Raw genomic sequence first — 20,122 nt, 5'->3', positions numbered from 1 at the left:
GCCGGGCCGCGCGGTGGCGTCGGCCGGCCTCGCCTAGACTCGTCTGGTTCGACGGTACGACTGCTGGATAGGGGAGGAGTCCCATGCGCATCACGGGCCTCGGCCACGCCGGAATGTTCATCGAGACGGCGGGAGGAAGCATCCTCTGCGACCCGGTGATCGGCCCGACCTTCTTCGGGTCGTGGTTCCCGTTCCCCGACAACCGCGGGCTCGACTGGGCGAAGTACGGCAACGCCGACTTCCTCTACATCTCGCACCGCCACCGCGACCACTTCGACCCGGCGCTCATGCAGCGCCACGTGCCGAAGGACATCAAGGTCCTGCTGCCGGATTACCCGACCGACGATCTCGAGCAGGACCTGCGACGGCTCGGCTACGACAACATCGTCTACACGCAGGCCGGGGTGCCGCTCGAGTTCGGCCCGCTCAAGCTCATGGTGACGCCCCTCCGCGCCCCCAGTGACGGGCCGATCGGCGACTCCTCGCTGAGCGTCGACGACGGGACCGCCAGCATCCTGAATCAGAACGACTCGCATCCGCTCGACCTCGAGAAGCTGATGTCGTTCTCGAAGCCCGAGGCGTACTTCACGCAGGTGTCGGGCGCCATCTGGTGGCCGATGGTCTACGACCTGCCGCAGGATGCCAAGCAGAACTTCGCGAAGCTCAAGCGCGACGCGCAGAACAAGCGGGCGATGTACTACATCGAGAAGGTCGACGCCGAGCACGTCTTCCCGATGGCCGGCCCGCCGATGTTCCTGCGCGAGGAGCTGTTCAAGTACAACGGCTACGGCCTCGACGGCGACGCCATCTTCACCGACCAGCGGCAGTTCCTGCAGCACATGAAGGACCTCCGCCCCGACCAGAAGGGCTACGAGTTCGTGCCCGGCACCGTGGTCGAGCTGAACGACGGCGCGCTCTCGGTCACGCAGACGCTCTACACGGATGCCGAGATCGACCGGATCTTCGACGACAAGTGGTCGTATCTCGCCGAACAGCAGGGCAGCCGCCAGGACGAGATCCGCGCCGAGGAGGCCACCCGCGCAGCGGTGCTGCCTCCGGACGAGATGCTGGCCGCGATCAAGGAGTGGTGGGAGCCGCTACTGCGCCGTGCCCGCACCATCCGCAACGGCGTCGGCGGCGTCGTGCGCTTCCGCATCGGCGACCTCGACATGGTCGTGGACTTCCCGAAGGCGAAGGTCCGCGAGTACCAGGACGACGAGTGCATCTACTGGTACACGATCCCGGCCGACCTGGTCTCGACCAACATCGCCGACCACGAGATCGACTGGTCGAACTCGATCTTCCTCTCGATGCAGTTCGAGGTCGGCCGCAGCGGCAAGTTCAACGAGTTCCTGACGACGTTCCTCAAGTGCCTTTCGCGAGACCGGATCGAGTACGTCGAGAACTGGTACGCGGAGCAGACCGATCAGACCGAAGACGCCCGGCTGGGCGAGTGGAAGGTGCAGCGCCGCTGCCCGCACCTGCGTGCGGACCTCACCAAGACCGGCAAGATCGAGGACGGCGTGCTCACCTGCTCCCTCCACGACTGGAAGTGGGACCTGGCCAGCGGCAAGTGTCTCACCAGCCAGGGGCACCCGATCCGTGCGTCGCTGGTCGAGGACGACGCGCACCGCGAGGTGACGACGCCCGCCGCCTGAGCGGACCGCGGCGCCGTCTGGTTGTAGACCTTCTACAACCAGACGGCGTTTCTGCGCCCGAAGGTGTGTATCCCCGGTGCCAATCCGTGCCGATCCGTATCACCGTGCGGCCGAGGGAGTCCTGATCACCGTGCCCGCGATCGCGGGCGATCAGAACCCGAAGGAGTCACGCCATGACCACCGTTCCCGTCCGCGGCGCCGCCGGCGTCGTCGCCCCCGCACGCACCGGCCGTCCGAGCACGATCCGCACCCTGCTGTCATGGGAGGCGCGCGCCGAAGCTGCGACCAAGACCGCGCTGCAGCGCTGGAGCATCCCGGCGCTGCGCATCGCCCTCGGCGGTGTGTTCGTCGTCTTCGGCGCGATGAAGTTCTTCCCCGGAGTGAGCCCCGTCGAGGCTCTCGTGAGCCAGACGTGGGAGAAGCTGACGTTCGGACTCGTGAGCGGCCAGGCGGCGCTCGTCGCCACCGCGCTGATCGAGGTCGCGGCGGGAGCCCTCCTCATCGCCGGGGGCGCCTTCGCCCGCGTCGGCCTCGTGGTGCTCGCGCTCGCGTTCGTCGGCATCCTCTCGCCGCTCGTGCTGCTGCCTGCCGAGGTGTTCGGCACCGCCGGCCCGACGCTCACCGGACAGTACATCTTCAAGAACGTCGTGCTGATCGCCGCCGCCCTCGTCGTCGCCTCGCAGGTGCTGCGCGGGCCTGCCACGCGCCCCTGACGATCACGAGGCGCACCCCGAAGGCCGGTCCCGATTGGGGCCGGCCTTCGCGGTGACGTAGACTGGGCGGCGATCACAGCAACCTTTAACCCCGTCCCGTGAGGCGGAGAAGGGAGCGGCGGATGAGCACGCGCACCGTGCTGCACGAGGCCGACATCGCCCGGGCCCTGACTCGGATCTCCCACGAGATCCTCGAGTCCAACAAGGGTCCCGAGGGCCTGGTCCTCCTCGGCATCCCCACTCGCGGCGTTACCCTCGCCCACCGCATCGGCGCGCTCGTCGAGCAGTTCGGCGGCGTCACCGTCCCGATCGGGGCCCTCGACGTCACGATGTACCGCGACGACCTGCACCGCAATCCGACGCGTGCCCCGCAGCGCACCCAGATTCCGCCAGGCGGCATCGACGGCAAGGTGGTCGTGCTCGTGGACGACGTCCTCTTCTCAGGACGCAGCATCCGTGCCGCCCTCGACGCCCTGCAGGACATCGGCCGGCCCGCTGCGGTGCGGCTGGCGACGCTCGTCGACCGGGGCCACCGCGAACTGCCGATCCGCCCCGACTTCGTCGGCAAGAACCTGCCGAGCTCCCGCGAAGAGCGCGTGAACGTGCGCCTGCACGAGACCGACGGCGCCGAATCCGTCACGATCGAAGGACGGTGACCGGAGCATGAGGCACCTGCTCGACACCCGGACGCTCGCCCGCCAGGACGCGCTGCGCATCCTCGACGTGGCCGAGGACATGGCCGACACGCAGCGGCGCGAGGTCAAGAAGCTCCCCACCCTGCGGGGCAAGACCGTCGTCAACCTGTTCTTCGAGGACTCGACACGCACGCGCATCTCGTTCGAGGCCGCCGCGAAGCGACTGTCGGCCGATGTCATCAACTTCTCGGCGAAGGGCTCGAGCGTCTCGAAGGGGGAGTCGCTGCAGGACACGGCGCAGACCCTCCAGGCGATGGGAGCGGATGCCGTCGTCATCCGCCACGGCGCGTCCGGCGCCCCCCGCACCCTCGCGACCAGCGGCTGGATCAGCGCCGGCGTCGTCAACGCCGGCGACGGCACCCACGAGCACCCGACACAGGCGCTCCTGGACGCCTTCACGATCCGCAAGCGCCGGTTCGGCGACGACAGCCGCGGCCGCGACCTCGCGGGCATGAAGGTCGCGATCGTCGGCGACATCCTGCACTCGCGGGTGGCCCGGTCCAATGTCTGGCTGCTGCACACCCTCGGCGCTCACGTGACCCTCGTCGCGCCCCCCACCCTCGTGCCGCAGGATATGTCGCGCTGGCCGGTGCGGACGCTCTATGACCTCGACGAGGCGATCGCGTCGGCACCGGACGCGCTCATGATGCTGCGCATCCAGCTGGAGCGCATGAACGCCGCGTATTTCCCCACTGAACGGGAGTATTCGCGCCGCTGGGGCCTCGACGCACGCCGCCTTCAGGCGCTCGGAGCGGATAGCATTGTCATGCACCCCGGACCCATGAACCGGGGTCTGGAGATCTCCGCAGAAGCCGCGGACTCGCCGCGCTCGACCGTGCTCGAGCAGGTGGCGAACGGCGTCTCGGTGCGCATGGCCGCGCTCTACCTGCTGCTGGCGGGCGCGGAGCACGACGCAGCCGACAGCACACCCGCGATGAACGCGCCCGCCCCGGTGGGCTCAGAGAAGGAGAACACCCCGTGAGCGAGACCCTTCTCTTCCGCGGCGCCCAGGTCGAGGCCACCACCCTCGCCGACGTGATCGTCGCGGACGGCGTCATCGCCGAGATCGGCCCCGGCCTGAGCCGCGCCGGCGCGACCGTGGTCGACGTCGACGGCCTCGTGCTGCTGCCGGGCCTGGTCGATCTGCACTCGCATCTGCGCGAACCCGGGTACGAGGCATCCGAGACGATCCTGACCGGATCGCGCGCCGCCGCGGCGGGCGGCTACACCGCCGTGTTCGCGATGCCCAACACCTCGCCGGTCGCCGACACGGCCGGTGTCGTCGAGCAGGAGCTCGCCCTCGGTGAGGCGGCCGGCTTCGTCACGGTGCAGCCGATCGGTGCGGTGACCGTCGGGCAGAAGGGCGAGCGCCTGGCCGAGCTCGGCGCCATGGCCGACTCCCGCGCCCGTGTGCGCGTCTTCAGCGACGACGGCTTCTGCGTCTGGGACCCGCTCATCATGCGGCGAGCGCTCGAGTACGTGAAGGCGTTCGACGGCGTCGTCGCGCAGCACGCGCAGGACCCGCGCCTCACCGAGGGCGCGCAGATGAACGAGGGCGCCGTGTCCGCGGAGCTGGGACTCGCCGGCTGGCCCGCGGTCGCCGAAGAGTCGATCATCGCCCGCGACGTGCTCCTCGCCGAGCACGTCGGCTCGCGCCTGCACGTCTGCCACCTCTCGACGGCGGGCTCGGTCGACATCATCCGCTGGGCCAAGCGCCGCGGCGTGGACGTGACGGCCGAGGTCACCCCGCACCACCTGCTCCTGACCGACGAGCTGGTACGCGACTACGACGCCCGCTTCAAGGTCAACCCGCCGCTGCGCCGCGAGGAGGACGTGCTCGCGGTGCGCGAGGGCCTCGCCGACGGCACGATCGACATCGTCGCGACCGACCACGCCCCCCACCCCGCCGAGTCGAAGGCGTGCGAGTGGCACGCGGCGGCCAACGGCATGGTGGGCCTCGAGAGCGCGCTGCGGGTCGTGCAGCAGTCGATGGTCGACACCGGACTGCTCACCTGGGGCGATGTCGCACGGGTGATGTCGCGCGAGCCCGCGCGCATCGGCCGCCTCGCGGGGCACGGCACCCCGCTCACCGAGGGCCAGCCGGCATCCCTCGCGTTCTACGACCCGGCGCCCCGCCGCACCTTCACGACCGACGATCTGCGTGGTCGGAGCCTGAACTCGCCGTACCTCGGCCGCGAGCTTCCCGGCGAGGTGCGCTGGACGCTCCACCAGGGAACGGTCACCGTCGCCGACGGCGCTCTGCTCGACACCCCGGGGGTGCGCGCGTGACCCGTGAAGGGGCCCTGGCCGTCATGATCGCCGTGGCCGTCGTGCTGCTCGCCGCGCTCGCGTGGGCGTGGTGGCGGCGGACGCGACGGGATGCCGCGCCGCTCGTCCATTCGGGCGAGCTGCCCGCCGACGCACACGTGCGTGCGTCCTTCGACGCCCTGTACGTCGCGACGACCGCCCGCGACACTCCGCTGGAGCGGATCGCGGCCCCCGGCATGGCGTTCCGCTCGAAGGCGACCGTCATCGTCGCCGACGAGGGTGTGGCCATCGGCCTCACCGGACAGGACCCGTTCGTGCTGACGCCCGACCGCATCGTCGACGTCGACCAGTCCACCGTCGCGATCGACCGGGTGGTCGAGCCGGGCGGACTCACCCGGCTGACCTGGCGCACCGACGCCGGCACGACCGTCGACAGCTACTTCCGACCCCAGGATGCCTCGGCCCGCGCTCTCGCGGACGCTGTGGCCGGCATCCTTCCGCCGAACCAGACGGGAACCGACTCATGACCTCCCTCTTCCAGACCGACCCCGCAGTCCTCGTGCTCGAGGACGGGACCCGTCACACCGGACGCGCGTACGGCGCCCAGGGCACCTCCATCGGCGAGGTGGTGTTCTCCACCGGCATGACCGGGTACCAGGAGACGCTCACCGATCCCTCGTACGCGGGCCAGATCGTGCTGCAGACCGCGCCGCACATCGGCAACACCGGCATGAACGACGAGGACCCGGAATCGCGCCGCATCTGGGTGGCGGGGTACATCGTGCGCGACCCCTCCCGCGTCGTCTCCAACTGGCGCGCCGACGAGGAGCTCGACGCGGCCCTGGCGAGGGACGGCGTGGTGGGCATCAGCGGCATCGACACGCGCGCCGTGACCCGCCACATCCGCTCGGCGGGCAGCATGCGCGGCGCGATCTTCTCCGGCGACGCGGCGGGCATCGACGCCGAGGAGCAGCTGCGCCTCGTCCGCGAGGCTCCGCAGATGGCCGGTCAGAACCTCTCCGCCCAGGTGTCGGTGGCCGCCGCCGAGGTGACGAAGGCGACCGGCGAGCGCATCGGCAACCTCGCCGTGCTCGACCTCGGCGTGAAGCAGGCGACCGTCGACAACCTCGCCGCGCGGGGATTCGACGTGCACGTGCTGCCGCAGGACGTCACGATCGACCAGATCCGTGCGATCGACCCGGTGGCCGTGTTCTACTCCAACGGCCCGGGCGACCCGGCGGCTTCGGGCGACCACGTCGACCTGCTGCGCGGCGTGCTCGACGACGGACTCCCGTTCTTCGGCATCTGCTTCGGCAACCAGCTGCTCGGCCGGGCGCTCGGCCTCGGCACCTACAAGCTGCCCTTCGGCCACCGCGGCATCAACCAGCCGGTGCTCGACAAGTCCACGGGCCGCGTCGAGATCACGGCCCACAACCACGGCTTCGCGGTGGACGCCCCGGTCGACGGCGAGTTCGACAGCCCGAACGGCTACGGCCGCATCGAGGTCAGCCACGTCGGGCTGAACGACCAGGTGGTCGAGGGCCTGCGCGCCCTCGACATCCCGGCGTTCTCCGTGCAGTACCACCCCGAGGCCGCCGCCGGCCCGCACGACGCCAACTACCTGTTCGACCGCTTCCGCGACCTCGTCGTCGCGAACCTCCAGAAGAAGGCCGCGAAGTAATGCCCAAGCGCGACGACATCAACTCCGTCCTGGTCATCGGCTCCGGCCCGATCGTCATCGGGCAGGCGTGCGAGTTCGACTACTCGGGCACGCAGGCCTGCCGCGTGCTGCGCGAAGAGGGCGTGCGCGTCATCCTCGTCAACTCGAACCCGGCCACCATCATGACCGACCCCGACTTCGCCGACGCGACGTACATCGAGCCGATCAACTGGCGTGTCATCGAGACGATCATCGCGAAGGAGAAGCCCGACGCGATCCTGCCGACCCTGGGCGGGCAGACGGCGCTCAACGCCGCGATCGACCTGCACACGCACGGGATCCTCGAGAAGTACGACGTCGAGCTCATCGGCGCCGACTTCGAGGCGATCAACAAGGGCGAGGACCGCCAGATCTTCAAGCAGCTGGTGCTGGATGCCGGCGCCGACGTTGCGGCCTCCCGTATCGCGCACACGATGGACGAGGTGCTCGCCGCCGCCGACGAGCTCGGCTACCCGCTCGTCGTGCGCCCGTCGTTCACGATGGGCGGCCTCGGCTCGGGCTTCGCATACGACGAGAAGGACCTCCGCCGCATCGCCGGCGCGGGCCTGCGCGACTCGCCGACCACCGAGGTGCTGCTCGAGGAGTCGATCCTCGGGTGGAAGGAGTACGAGCTCGAGCTGATGCGCGACACGGCCGACAACACGGTCGTCGTCTGCTCCATCGAGAACGTCGACCCGGTCGGCGTGCACACGGGCGATTCGATCACCGTCGCGCCGGCGCTCACCCTCACCGACCGCGAGTACCAGAAGCTCCGTGACATCGGCATCGACATCATCCGCGCGGTGGGCGTCGACACCGGCGGATGCAACATCCAGTTCGCGGTCGATCCGGCCACCGGCCGCATCATCGTCATCGAGATGAACCCTCGCGTGTCGCGGTCGTCGGCCCTCGCCTCCAAGGCGACCGGCTTCCCCATCGCGAAGATCGCCGCGAAGCTCGCGATCGGCTACCGCCTCGACGAGATCCCCAACGACATCACGAAGGTCACGCCGGCGAGCTTCGAGCCGACGCTGGACTACGTCGTCGTGAAGGTGCCGCGCTTCAACTTCGAGAAGTTCCCCGCCGCCGACACGACGCTGACCACCACGATGAAGTCCGTGGGCGAGGCGATGGCGATCGGCCGCAACTACGCCACCGCGCTGCAGAAGGCGCTGCGCTCGCTCGAGAAGCGCGGCTCCAGCTTCCACTGGGGCGACGAGCCGCGCTCGGCCGACGAGCTGCTCGAGATCGCCCAGACCCCGACCGATGGCCGCATCGTCGTGCTCCAGCAGGCGCTCCGCAAGGGCGCCACGGTCGAGCAGGCGTTCGAGGCGACCAAGATCGACCCGTGGTTCCTCGACCAGATCGTGCTCATCAACGAGGTCGCCGAGTTCGTGCGCCAGGCGGGGGAGCTGGATGCCGCCACCCTGCGCATCGCGAAGGAGCACGGTTTCAGCGACGCCCAGATCGCCGAGCTGCGTTCCGACGCCGAAGCCCAGGTCCGCAGCATCCGTCACGCCCTCGGCATCCGTCCCGTGTACAAGACCGTCGACACCTGCGCGGGGGAGTTCCCGGCGCTCACGCCCTACCACTACTCGAGCTACGACTTCGAGACGGAGGTGACGCCGTCGGAGCGGACCAAGGTCGTCATCATCGGGTCAGGCCCCAACCGCATCGGGCAGGGCGTCGAGTTCGACTACTCGTGCGTGCACGCGTCGTTCGCGCTGGCCGACGCCGGCTACGAGACGGTCATGGTCAACTGCAACCCCGAGACCGTGTCGACCGACTACGACACCTCCGACCGCCTGTACTTCGAGCCGCTGACCCTCGAGGACGTGCTCGAGGTGCTGCACGCCGAGGCGCAGTCGGGCGAGATCCTCGGCGTCATCTGCCAGCTCGGGGGCCAGACGCCCCTCGGCCTCGCCAAGGGGATCGAGGACGCCGGCTACACGATCCTCGGCACCAAGCCCGCCGCGATCGACCTCGCCGAGGAGCGCGAACTGTTCTCGCGCCTGCTCGACGACGCCGGTCTGGTGGCACCGCGCAACGGCACCGCGATCGACGTCGACGGGGCCGTCGCGGTCGCCGAGGAGATCGGCTACCCGGTGCTGGTGCGCCCGAGTTTCGTGCTCGGCGGCCGCGGCATGGAGATCGTCTACTCGACCGAGGCGCTGCGCGACTACTTCGTGCGCATCGCCGACGCCGCGATCATCGGCCCGGGGCTCCCGCTCCTGGTTGACCGCTTCCTCGACGATGCGATTGAGATCGACGTCGACGCGCTGTTCGACGGCGACGAGCTGTACATCGGCGGCGTCATGGAGCACCTCGAGGAGGCCGGCATCCACTCCGGCGACTCCAGCTGCACGCTGCCGCCCGTCAGCCTCGGCCGCACCGACATCGACCGCGTCCGCATCGCGACCCACGCCATCGCCGAGGGCGTCGGCGTGCGGGGCCTCCTCAACGTGCAGTTCGCCATCTCGGCCGGCGTGCTGTACGTCATCGAGGCGAACCCCCGCGCCAGCCGCACCGTGCCATTCGTGTCGAAGGCGCTCGGCATCCCGCTGGCGAAGGCCGCCTCGCGCATCATGGCGGGCTCGACGATCGCCGAGCTGAAGTCCGAGGGGATGCTGCCCGAGCAGGACGGCTCGCGCGTGCCCCTCGACGCCCCCGTCGCCGTGAAGGAGGCCGTGCTGCCCTTCAAGCGGTTCCGCACGGCGGACGGTCAGACCGTGGACTCGGTGCTCGGCCCCGAGATGCGCTCCACCGGCGAGGTCATGGGCATCGACCGCGACTTCCCCACGGCGTTCGCGAAATCGCAGGAGGCCGCGTACGGCGGCATGCCGCAGTCGGGCACCGTCTTCATCTCGGTCGCCGACAGCGACAAGCGCGCCGTGATCCTCCCGGCCCACCGCCTGCAGGAGCTCGGCTTCGACCTGGTCGCGACCGAGGGCACCGCCGAGATCCTCGCCCGCAACGGCATCGCGGTGCGCGTGGTGAGCAAGTACTCCGAGACCCAGGAGTCGGGCGGAACCAACATCGTCGACCTCATCAACGCCGGCGAGATCGACATCGTGGTGAACACCCCGAGCGGCGGTAGCGCCCGCGCCGACGGCTACGAGATCCGCGCGGCGGCGGTGGCCGGCGACAAGGCGCTGTTCACGACCATGGCTGTGCTCGGTGCCGCGGTGAGCGCCCTGCCGGTGCTGCGCGAAGGCTTCCGCGTCAAGAGCCTCCAGGAGTACGCGGCCGATCGGGCGGCGCGGGCATGACCTCGTTCGGCGAGCGCGTCCGCGCGGCGACGGCGACGCACGGGCAGCTGTGCGTCGGCATCGATCCGCACGCGCACCTCCTCGCCGAGTGGGGGATGGATGCCTCCGCCGCCGGTGCGCGGGAGTTCGGCCTGCGCGTCGTGGACGCGGCTGCGGGCCGTGTCGGGGTCGTCAAGCCGCAGGTCTCGTTCTTCGAGCGCTATGGGTCCGCCGGGTTCGCGGCGCTCGAGACCGTGATGGCGGCAGCGCGCGCGGCAGGGCTGCTCGTGATCGCCGACGCGAAGCGCGGCGACATCGGCACGACGATGGACGCCTACGCAGAGGCGTGGCTCACGCCGGGCTCTCCGCTCGAGGCCGACGCGGTGACGGCGAACCCCTTCCTCGGCGTGGGCGCTCTCGAGGGGACGTTCGTCATCGCTGAACGCCACGGCAAGGGCGTGTTCGTGCTCGCCGCGACGAGCAATCCCGATGCCTTCACGGCGCAGCGCGCGGTGCTCCCGAGCAGCGAGACGGTGTCGGCAGCGATCATGCGCGAGATCTCGGAGCGCAACGCCGGCACGACCCCGGACGGGCAGTGGGCGAGCCTCGGGGTCGTCGTCGGCGCGACGGTGGACTGGACGGATGCCGGGCTCCGGGTGTTCTCGCCGGTCGCCCCGATCCTCGCTCCGGGCTTCGGTCATCAGGGTGCCGAACCGCACGACCTCCGCGCGCGCTTCGGCGACCTGGCGGAAGCGGTGATAGCGTCGGAGAGCCGCAGCATCCTGGCTGCCGGACCCGACCGGCTCGCCGCGCGCATCTCCGAGCGCGCCCTTCTCTACCGTGGTGATTGACATGCCCGATTCGCGCACCCCTTCTGAAGGGGCCTCGCCCCATACTTCCGGCGCGCACGCGCGGCCGCCCGAGGTCGACCGTGTGGCGGCCTCCCGCCGCGCCGTCGCCGCGCGCCGCGAGCGCGCCGCGCTGAAGAAGGACGTCGCCATGCGGGTGATCACGCCGCAGGAGCTCCTGCGTCGCGCTCTCGCCGATCCCGCGTCACCCGCCGGCGCGATGCGCGTGCCGGAGTTCCTCACCGCCATCCCCGCGATCGGCGAGGGCAAGCGCGACCGCATCCTGCACGATCTCGAGATCTCGCCCGTCAAGCGGCTCGGCGGCCTCGGTTCCCGTCAACGGGAGGACCTTCGAGGCTTCCTGGACGCCCGCTGGCCCGAGCTCGAGCCTCGGGGCGGTCGCAGCCGCCTGGTCGTGCTGGCCGGCCCCACCGCGGTCGGCAAGGGCACGGTCGCCGCGCACATCAAGGCGCATCACCCCCAGATCCTGCTGTCGGTGTCGGCGACGACGCGCGCGCCGCGTCCGGGCGAGATCGACGGCGAGCACTACTTCTTCGTCGACGACGCCGAATTCGACCGGATGATCGCCGACGGCGAGCTGCTGGAGCACGCGACCGTTCACAACGCGTACCGCTACGGCACGCCGCGCAAGCCGATCGAGAAGGCCCTGGCCGGGGGGCGCACCGTCCTGCTCGAGATCGACCTCCAGGGCGCCCGTCAGGTGCGCGAGGCGGATCCGTCGGCGACGCTCGTGTTCCTGCTCCCGCCCAGCTGGGACGAACTGGTGCAGCGCCTGGTCGGCCGTGGCACCGAGGACGCCGCCGAGCGTGCGCGGCGCCTGCGCACCGCGAAGACCGAGCTCGCCTCGCAGGGCGAATTCGACTATCGCGTCGTGAACGACGACGTCGCCCGTGCGGCCGATGAGGTCGCCCGCCTCGCGCACTGACGGCGGCGTGCCGCGGCGATCCGACCCGCCCGCGGTGGCCGCACATCCGCCGGACGGGATCCGTCCCGTAGAATGGTGGGATGCCTCGGCACCCCGAGGCCCGCAGACTCCCATTCCGACATCCGATCCAGGAGGTTTCGCCATGGCCGGAACGAACCAGGGCATCATCGAGCCCCCCATCGACAGCCTGCTCGAGAAGGTCGACTCGAAGTACCAGCTCGTGATCTTCGCGTCCAAGCGCGCTCGTCAGATCAACGACTACTACTCCGACCTGCACGAAGGCAACCTGTTCGACAACGTGGGCCCGCTCGTCGACTCGACCGTCGAGGACAAGCCCCTCACGATCGCGATGCACGAGATCCACGAGGACAAGCTGCGGCTGCGCCGCGCGGAGTAATCCCGTTACGACCCTTGTGCCCTCGAAGACGGTGATGTCCGTCTCCGGGGGCATACTGGTGTCCGCCCCCGGCGTCGGACACCAGCGCGACCGGCGCCACGACAACTGGAGTACCGATGACCGACCTGCGGCTGTTCACGTCTGAATCCGTCACCGAGGGACACCCCGACAAGATCTGCGACCAGATCTCCGACTCGATCCTCGACGCGATCCTGGAGGCGGACCCGAACGGTCGGGTGGCCGTCGAGACGCTCGTCACCACCGGACTCGTCCACGTCGCCGGTGAGGTCTCCACCTCCGCCTACGTCGAGATCCCGGCGATCGTGCGCGGGGTCGTCAACCGCATCGGCTACACGTCGAGCGAGACCGGCTTCGACGGCGACTCGTGCGGCGTCAGCGTGTCGATCGGCGCGCAGTCCTCTGATATCGCCGCCGGTGTCGACAAGGCGTTCGAACGCCGCGAGGACGGCTCGCAGGACCCGCACGACCTGCAGGGTGCGGGCGACCAGGGCATCATGTTCGGCTACGCCACCACCGAGACGCCGCAGCTCATGCCGATGGCCGCCTGGACGGCGCACCGCATGGCCGAGCGCCTCGCCGAGGTGCGCCGCTCGGGCGAGCTGCCCTTCCTCCGTCCCGACGGCAAGACCCAGGTCACGCTCGGTTACGACGGCGCCACGCCGAAGACCGTCGAGTCGGTCGTGCTCTCGACCCAGCACCACCCCGACATCTCGCAGAAGGCGCTGCGCGCCGCGGTCCGCGCCGAGGTCATCGACCCCGTGCTCGAGGCCACCGGCCTCGATCTGCCCGACGTGAAGTTCTACATCAACCCCGCCGGCCCGTTCGTCATCGGCGGCCCGAAGGGCGACGCGGGCCTCACCGGGCGCAAGATCATCATCGACACCTACGGCGGCGCCTCGCGCCACGGCGGCGGGGCGTTCAGCGGCAAGGACCCCTCGAAGGTCGACCGCTCGGCGGCGTACGCGATGCGCTGGGTCGCCAAGAACGCGGTCGCGGCCGGCCTCGCCGACCGCCTCGAGGTGCAGGTCGCCTACGCGATCGGCAAGGCCAAGCCGGTCGGGCTCTACGTCGAGACGTTCGGCACCGGGCGCGTGGCCGACGACGTGATCACGAACGCGATCCTCGAGGTCTTCGACCTGCGGCCCAAGGCGATCATCGACCAGCTCGACCTGCTGCGCCCCATCTACGCGCAGACGGCCGCCTACGGCCACTTCGGCCGCGAGCTGCCCGACTTCACCTGGGAGCGCACGGACCGCGCCGACGCCCTGCGCGCGGCCGCCGGGCTCTGACGCCGGCCGCGTGACCGCGGTGCCCGACGACGAGCACGGCCCCACCGGGGGCCCGAGGCCGCTTCGCCGCGTCGCACGTGTGCTGCTCGACTCGCCGCTGCCGCAGCTGGACCGGCTGTTCGACTACGAGATCCCCGCGGAGCTCGCCGCCGACGCGCAGCCCGGCGTGCGGGTGCGCGTGCCACTGCGCAGCGCGGGACGTGTCGTGGACGGCCTGCTTGTCGAGCTGGGGGAGCCGGATGCCTCGGACCGGCCGCTCTCGCAGCTCGAGGCGGTCGTCTCGCCGGTGCCGGTGCTGACGCCCGCACTGTACGCACTGGCGCGCCGCGCCGCCGATCGCGCGGCGGGATCGGCCGGCGACATCCTGCGGCTGGCGATCCCCAAGCGCATGGTCCGCGCTGAGAAGGCATGGCTGGCTGCCGAGCCGCCCACGCATCCTCACGTCGAGGATGAGGATGCCGCCTGGGCCTCCGAGGTGCTGGCCGTCTATCCGGGCCTCGCCGACGCGCTCGAGCGTGGCGAGCGGCTCGCGCTGGACGCGCCACCGGTGCCGTCGCAGCTGGCCGACGGCCCCGTCGTCGGATCGTGGGCCGTACTCCTCGCGGCCGCGGCGACCCACGTGCTCGCCGCTGGGCGCAGCGCCGTCATCGCCGTCCCCGACCATCGCGACCGCGCACAGCTCGAGGCGGCTCTGCTGAGCCGCATCCCTGCCGACGCCTTCGTGCGCGACGACGCCAAGCAGAGCGGTCCGGCGCGGTATGCCGCGTTCCTGCGCACCCTCGCAGACGCCCCCTGCGTGGTCATCGGGAATCGCTCCACGGTCTACGCGCCGGTCGCCGACCTCGGGCTGGTCGCGCTGTGGGACGACGGCGACCCGCTGCTCGCCGAGCAGCTCAGTCCGGGCGTGCACGCCCGCGACGCCGCACTGCTGCGGCAGGAGCTGCACGGCGGCGCCCTCGTGTTCGCGGGGCACACGCGCACCACCGATGTCGAGCGTCTGGTCGCGGTGGGCTGGGTGCGCGATCTTCCGGCCGCACGCCGGCTCAGCCCGCGCGTGGTGCTCAGCGCGCACCGCGAGGGCGAGTCGCGGGGGGCGCGCGTCCCGTCGTCGGCCTTCGCCGCCGCTCGCGAGGCTCTCGCCGAGGGGCCCGTCCTCGTACAGGTCGCGCGCCCGGGTTATGCCCCGGTCCTGGTGTGCGCGAAGTGCCGCCACCCCGCCCGGTGCCCGCACTGCGGCGGGCCGCTGCACGCCGCGCGACAGGGCGCGGTGCCGACGTGCACCTGGTGCGGTCGCGCCGCGCACGCGTGGGCGTGCCCGGAGTGCTCGTCGACGCTGCTGCGCATGGCGTCCTCGGGCAGCGAGCGCACCGCCGACGAGCTCGGGAGAGCCTTTCCGGGGACACGCGTGATCATCGCCGATGGCGATCATCCGGTCACCGAGATCGATGGGCGCCACGCGCTGGTGGTCGCGACGCGTGGTGCCGAGCCGCTCGCTATCGGCGGCTACCGCGCGGTGATCCTGCTCGACGGGGATCGGATGCTGATGGCCGAGGATCTGCGCATCGGCGAATCGTGCCTCCGGTGGTGGTCCAACGCAGCCGCTCTCGCCGCACCCGGCGCGCCCGTGCATCTCGTCGGCGTCGGCGGCGAGATCGCGCGCGCCCTCGCGACCTGGACGCAGGCCGCGTACGCCCGTGCGGAGCTCGCCGACCGGGCGCCGCTGCGCATGCCGCCCACGGTGCGGGTGGCGGCGGTGGAGGGGCCACGGCGCGCCGTGGACGCCGCGCTGGCCGAGCTCCGCCAGACGGTGCCCGAGCTCGACTCCGAGGCGGTGCTCGGCCCGCTCGCGCACGGCGAATCGGTTCGTGCCCTGGTGCGGTTCGACTACGGGCTGGGCGGGCGGGTGACGGAGAGCCTGCGGGCGTCCGTGGTGAGCCAGGCGGTCAAGGGTCGCAGGCCGGCGAAGGGACGCACGCCGGGAGCCGCCCATACACTGAAGGTTCGGGTCGACGTGCCCGACCTCGACCTCTGACCCTCGATCGTTCAGGAACGTCATGCGCCTCGTCTTCGCCGGCACACCCGAGCCGGCCGTGCCGTCACTGCGCCGGCTCACCTCCGCGCATGACGTGCTCAGCGTCGTCACCCGTCAGGATGCCCCGCTCGGGCGCAAGCGCGTGCTCACACCGTCGCCCGTCGCCGCGGCCGCCGACGAGCTCGGGCTGCCCGTGATCCGCGCCGACCGGCTCGACGCGGCCGTGACAGCCGACATCGCCGCCCTCGAGCCCGATCTCGGCGTGATCGTCGCCTACGGCGGGCTAGTCCGCGAGCCGCTTCTGTCGACCCCGAAGCACGGGTGGATCAACCTGCACTTCTCGCTCCTGCCGCGTTGGCGCGGCGCCGCGCCCGTGCAGCACGCCCTCATCGCCGGCGATGCGCGCACCGGTGCGAGCGTGTTCCAGCTGGTGCCGGAGCTCGACGCCGGCGACGTCTTCGGCGAGCTCGCGGTCGACGTGCCGGCCGATGCCACGGCGGGCTCCCTGCTCGCGGCGCTGGCCGAGGACGGCGCCGCGCTGCTCTCCGACGTCGTGGATGCGATCGCCGCGGGCTCCGCGGTCTCACATCCCCAGCAGGGAGAGACGACGTACGCCGCCAAGCTCGGCGACGACGACGGCCGGGTGCGCTGGGACGAACCCGCGCGGGCCGTGCTCGGACGCATCCGCGGAGTCACTCCCGAGCCCGGCGCCCACACGACGATCGGCGGCGCGCGGCTCAAGGTGCTCGCCGTCGCACCGGCCCCCTCGGACGCGCCGCGCCTGGCGCCGGGCGCCCTCGCGCTGCATGGCGGCAACGTCATCGCCGGCACCGCGTCGACGCCCATCGTGCTCGACACGGTCCAGCCGGCGGGCAAGGTCGCGATGCGCGCCGCAGACTGGTGGCGGGGCCTCCGCGACGCGACCCCGGTGGCCGGATCGTGAGCCGCACGGTCGCGGCGCGACGCGTCGCCTACGAGACGCTGCGGGCGGTGCACGAGTCCGACGCCTACGCCAACCTCCTGCTGCCGACCGCGATCTCGCGCGCCGGGCTCGCCACGCCCGACGCCGCACTGGCCACCGAGCTCACCTACGGAACACTCCGCCGCCAGGGCACCTACGACGCGGTCATCGCGATCGCCGCCGACCGCCCCGTCGCCGACATCGACCCGGCCGTGCTCGACGCGCTTCGGCTGGGCGTGCACCAGCTGCTGTCGACGCGCGTCGCCTCACATGCCGCCGTGAACGAATCCGTCGAGCTCGCGCGCGGCGCCGGTGGACGCGGCGCCGCGGGCTTCGCTAACGCCGTGCTCCGGCGGGTCGCCCGGGACACGCCGGGGGACTGGATGACGCATGTCGCCGAGAGCGCACGCTCCGATGACGAGCAACTCGGGCTGCTCTTCTCGCACCCGGTGTGGGTCGTGCGCGCGTTCCGGCGGGCGCTGGCGGCCGAAGGACGCGCCGAGGAGCTCGAGGCGCTGCTCACCGCCGACAACGCGTCGCCCCGGGTCACGATGGTGGCGCTGCCCGACCTCGCCGACGTGCCCGAGGATGCGCGCCGCACCCCGTTCTCGCCGATCGGCTTCCGCCTCGGCGGGGGCGACCCGGACTCGGTCGTCCGCGGCTCCGGCGGCCGCATCCGCGTCCAGGACGAGGGCTCGCAGCTCGCGGCGCTCGCCTTGACCCGTGCCCTGCCCATCGCACCGGGTGAGCGGTGGCTCGACCTGTGCGCTGGCCCGGGCGGCAAGACCGCCGTGCTCGCCGCCGAGGCGCTCGCGCACGGCGCGTCGCTCGAGGCCAACGAGATCTCGCCGGCTCGTGCCGGGCTGGTGCGCCAGGCGCTGGCCGGTGTGCCGCTGGACGTGCCGGTGTCGGAAGAGGACGGCCGGCTCCGTGCGCAGGACGCCCCCGAAACTTACGACCGCATCCTGGTCGACGCGCCCTGCACCGGCCTCGGCGCCCTCCGCCGCCGCCCGGAGGCGCGCTGGCGCAAGGCGCCCAGCGACGTACCGGCGCTCACCCAGCTGCAGCGCGAGCTGCTCACCGAAGCCGTGAGCGCCCTCAAGCCCGGCGGCGTGGTCGCCTACATCACGTGCTCGCCGCACCTGGCCGAGACGTCGGGCGTGGTCGCCGACATCCGCCGCGAATGGGACGGGGCCGTCGAGGAACTGTCTGCGCGGGACGTCATCACCTCGGTGGCGGATGCCGACCCCGGGCTTCCGTCGCAGGCCGACGGCAGCGGGCGCGCCCAGCTGTGGCCTCACCGTCACAACACCGACGCGATGTCGGTGTCGCTCCTGCGCCGCGTCTGAGCCGGCGCAGCACACCCTCACTCGCGCAGGCGGATCCCGTGGGGCATCTGCTCGAACTCCGTGCGCAGCGCGACGAGCGCCGCGCTGTGCGTGCGGCCCAGGTCGCGGGCGTCGACCGTGACTTCGGCACCCTCCGGCAGCGCTTCGGCGATCTCGCGCAGCACGGCGACGACACGCTCTGTGCCCGCCAGCCCGAGCTCGCCCGCCAGGCGGAGCACTCGTCCCGTGTCCGTGTCCTCGACGGTGAAGGCCGGAACCGCCACGCTCTCGTGCGGCTCGAGCATGTGCATGCCGAACCGCTCGCCGAGCGTCTCGAGGAGGGCGATGCCGCGCACGGAGTTGCCGTGCTCGTCGAGGCGGGGGCTGAATGCGGCGATCCCGAACTGCGACGGCGCGACGGCGAGAAGACCGCCGCTGACCCCGCTCTTCGCCGGCAGGCCGACGCGCAGCAGCCATTCGCCCGAATAGTCGTACATGCCGCAGCTCGTCATGATCGACAGCACGTCGCGGGCAACGCCCTCGGCGACGACCCGCTCGCCGGTGACCGGATTGAGGCCGCCGAAGGCGAGGGTCGCCGACATCACGGCGAGATCGCGCACGGTCACAAGCAGCGAGCACTGACGGAAGTAGGTCTCGACGGCGATCTCGACCGAGCCGTCGACGATCCCGTACGAGTGCAGGAGGTGTGCCAGCGCGCGGTTGCGATCGCCGGTCGCCGACTCCGAGGCGTAGACCTGCTCGTCCACCCACAGCGAGCGTCCCGCGAAGGCCGAAAGACCCTCGACGATGCGGGACGTGCGGTCGTCGACGGCGTCGCCGGGGATCAGTGACGAGGTCGCGATCGCCCCCGCGTTGACCATCGGATTGGCCGGCCGCCCGGTGTCGGGTTCGAGACTGATGGCGTTGAAAGGCTCGCCGCTCGGCTCCGCACCGACCTTGCTCAGCACCGCGTCGCGGCCGCGGTCGGCCAGGGCGAGGGCGAGCACGAACGGCTTCGAGATCGACTGGATCGTGAACTCGTGTGTGACGTCGCCGACCGCCCGCACGCGTCCGCGAGGACCGACCACCGCGAGCGCCAGCCGCTCCGGATCTGCCGCGGCGAGTTCGGGGATGTATCCCGCAGGGGCGCCGTCGTCCTGCGGCCGGATGTCTTCGAGAACCTCGTGCAGCAGTGCCGTGATGGGATCCACGGGTCGACCATAATGGACGCGTGCTTCCGATCGACGCCAACGGCCACGAGGTCGACATCCGCATCAACCCCAGCATCCTGGCCGCCGACTTCGTGAACATGCAGGTCGAGCTCGCACGGATCGCGACGGCGGACTTCGTCCACGTCGACGTCATGGACAACCATTTCGTGCCCAACCTCACGTTCGGGCCGCAGATGGTCGAGCGCATCCAGGCCACCAGCCCGGTGCCCCTCGACGTGCACCTCATGATCACGAACCCCGACCGCTGGGCACCCGGCTACGCGGAGCTCGGCGCGGCATCGGTCACCTTCCACCTCGAGGCGGCGAAGGAGCCGGTCGCCCTCGCGCGTCGCCTCCGCGAGATCGGCGCCCGCGCCGGTGTGGCTGTCAAGCCTGCGACCCCCGTCGACGGCCTCTTCGACCTGCTCGACGACTTCGACCAGATCCTCGTGATGACGGTCGAGCCCGGGTTCGGCGGCCAGTCGTTCATGCCCGAGACCTTGCCGAAGCTCCGCCGCCTGGCCGATGAGGCGCGGCGTCGCGGGTCGTCGGTCTGGCTGCAGGTCGACGGCGGCATCGGCGAAAGCACCATCGCCCAGGCGGCCGAGGCCGGCGCCGACACGTTCGTCGCCGGTTCCGCGGTGTTCGGCGCGGCCGACCCGGATGCCGCCATCGCGGGTCTCCGGGCGTCTGTCGCGCAGCACCGCCACTGAGCGCACCGCCACTGAGCGCACGCTATTCCGTCCGCGGGGCTGCAGCAACAGGCCCGGGACCGACCGGCGACCCCTTGCGCGGCCGCATGTCAGGG

Annotated in this window: 17 protein-coding genes; 16 read left to right on the top strand and 1 reads right to left on the bottom strand. The window is 71.4% G+C overall.

The window, feature by feature from the left end; all coding sequences use genetic code 11:
• The first annotated feature begins 83 nt into the window (after window positions 1-83).
• From B2K11_RS04810 to B2K11_RS04740, 15 genes are all read left to right on the top strand, one after another.
• Complete coding sequence (locus B2K11_RS04810) at window positions 84-1,658, top strand: Rieske 2Fe-2S domain-containing protein (RefSeq protein WP_163617129.1); 1,575 nt, start codon at window positions 84-86, stop codon at window positions 1,656-1,658.
• Between the two features lie 173 nt (window positions 1,659-1,831).
• Window positions 1,832-2,371 carry a DoxX family membrane protein gene (locus tag B2K11_RS04805; RefSeq protein WP_163617128.1) on the top strand — a complete coding sequence of 180 codons (540 nt, stop codon included), beginning with the start codon at window positions 1,832-1,834 and terminating at the stop codon, window positions 2,369-2,371.
• A 122-nt stretch (window positions 2,372-2,493) separates the two neighbouring features.
• Window positions 2,494-3,027 carry a bifunctional pyr operon transcriptional regulator/uracil phosphoribosyltransferase PyrR gene (gene pyrR, locus B2K11_RS04800; protein WP_163617127.1) on the top strand — a complete coding sequence of 178 codons (534 nt, stop codon included), beginning with the start codon at window positions 2,494-2,496 and terminating at the stop codon, window positions 3,025-3,027.
• Window positions 3,028-3,034: 7 nt separating this feature from the next.
• A complete protein-coding gene (locus B2K11_RS04795) occupies window positions 3,035-4,048 on the top strand; it encodes an aspartate carbamoyltransferase catalytic subunit (RefSeq protein ID WP_163617126.1) in 1,014 nt (337 codons plus the stop codon).
• The gene (locus B2K11_RS04790) at window positions 4,045-5,355 is read left to right on the top strand and encodes a dihydroorotase (RefSeq protein WP_163617125.1); all 1,311 of its coding nucleotides are present in this window, start codon (window positions 4,045-4,047) and stop codon (window positions 5,353-5,355) included. The genes B2K11_RS04795 and B2K11_RS04790 overlap by 4 nt, the downstream gene beginning before the upstream one ends.
• On the top strand, window positions 5,352-5,861 hold the full coding sequence (locus B2K11_RS04785) for a hypothetical protein (protein ID WP_163617124.1): 510 nt from the start codon (window positions 5,352-5,354) through the stop codon (window positions 5,859-5,861). The genes B2K11_RS04790 and B2K11_RS04785 overlap by 4 nt, the downstream gene beginning before the upstream one ends.
• Window positions 5,858-7,015: a glutamine-hydrolyzing carbamoyl-phosphate synthase small subunit gene (gene carA, locus B2K11_RS04780; protein ID WP_163617123.1), complete on the top strand. Its 1,158-nt coding sequence runs from the start codon at window positions 5,858-5,860 to the stop codon at window positions 7,013-7,015. Before B2K11_RS04785 ends, carA begins: the two co-directional genes overlap by 4 nt.
• Window positions 7,015-10,302: a carbamoyl-phosphate synthase large subunit gene (carB, locus tag B2K11_RS04775; RefSeq protein ID WP_163617122.1), complete on the top strand. Its 3,288-nt coding sequence runs from the start codon at window positions 7,015-7,017 to the stop codon at window positions 10,300-10,302. The genes carA and carB overlap by 1 nt, the downstream gene beginning before the upstream one ends.
• Window positions 10,299-11,132: an orotidine-5'-phosphate decarboxylase gene (gene pyrF, locus B2K11_RS04770; protein WP_163617121.1), complete on the top strand. Its 834-nt coding sequence runs from the start codon at window positions 10,299-10,301 to the stop codon at window positions 11,130-11,132. Before carB ends, pyrF begins: the two co-directional genes overlap by 4 nt.
• A 1-nt stretch (window position 11,133) precedes the next feature.
• A complete protein-coding gene (gene gmk / locus B2K11_RS04765) occupies window positions 11,134-12,075 on the top strand; it encodes a guanylate kinase (RefSeq protein WP_239525733.1) in 942 nt (313 codons plus the stop codon).
• 142 nt (window positions 12,076-12,217) lie between these two features.
• Window positions 12,218-12,472, top strand: a complete 255-nt coding sequence (gene rpoZ / locus B2K11_RS04760; protein WP_018170775.1) for a DNA-directed RNA polymerase subunit omega — start codon at window positions 12,218-12,220, stop codon at window positions 12,470-12,472.
• 116 nt (window positions 12,473-12,588) lie between these two features.
• Complete coding sequence (gene metK / locus B2K11_RS04755) at window positions 12,589-13,782, top strand: methionine adenosyltransferase (protein ID WP_163617120.1); 1,194 nt, start codon at window positions 12,589-12,591, stop codon at window positions 13,780-13,782.
• Between the two features lie 10 nt (window positions 13,783-13,792).
• A complete protein-coding gene (locus B2K11_RS04750; RefSeq protein ID WP_239525732.1) occupies window positions 13,793-15,814 on the top strand; it encodes a primosomal protein N' in 2,022 nt (673 codons plus the stop codon).
• 22 nt (window positions 15,815-15,836) lie between these two features.
• A complete protein-coding gene (fmt, locus tag B2K11_RS04745; RefSeq protein ID WP_163617119.1) occupies window positions 15,837-16,757 on the top strand; it encodes a methionyl-tRNA formyltransferase in 921 nt (306 codons plus the stop codon).
• A complete protein-coding gene (locus B2K11_RS04740; RefSeq protein WP_163617118.1) occupies window positions 16,754-18,124 on the top strand; it encodes a transcription antitermination factor NusB in 1,371 nt (456 codons plus the stop codon). The genes fmt and B2K11_RS04740 overlap by 4 nt, the downstream gene beginning before the upstream one ends.
• A 17-nt stretch (window positions 18,125-18,141) precedes the next feature.
• Here B2K11_RS04740 and glsA read toward each other — a convergent pair whose 3' ends face one another.
• Entirely contained in the window at window positions 18,142-19,314 is a 1,173-nt protein-coding gene (glsA, locus tag B2K11_RS04735; protein ID WP_163617117.1) for a glutaminase A, read from the bottom strand.
• Between the two features lie 20 nt (window positions 19,315-19,334).
• Between glsA and rpe the strand changes: the two genes are divergently transcribed.
• Window positions 19,335-20,027 carry a ribulose-phosphate 3-epimerase gene (rpe, locus tag B2K11_RS04730; protein ID WP_275575856.1) on the top strand — a complete coding sequence of 231 codons (693 nt, stop codon included), beginning with the start codon at window positions 19,335-19,337 and terminating at the stop codon, window positions 20,025-20,027.
• The last annotated feature ends 95 nt before the right edge of the window (window positions 20,028-20,122 follow it).

This window comes from Microbacterium sp. B35-30, from assembly GCF_010634855.1.
In the GTDB taxonomy this organism is placed as follows: domain Bacteria; phylum Actinomycetota; class Actinomycetes; order Actinomycetales; family Microbacteriaceae; genus Microbacterium.
The sequence above is the reverse complement of the archived record's forward strand: the minus strand, read 5'-3'. Positions and strand labels throughout refer to the sequence as shown.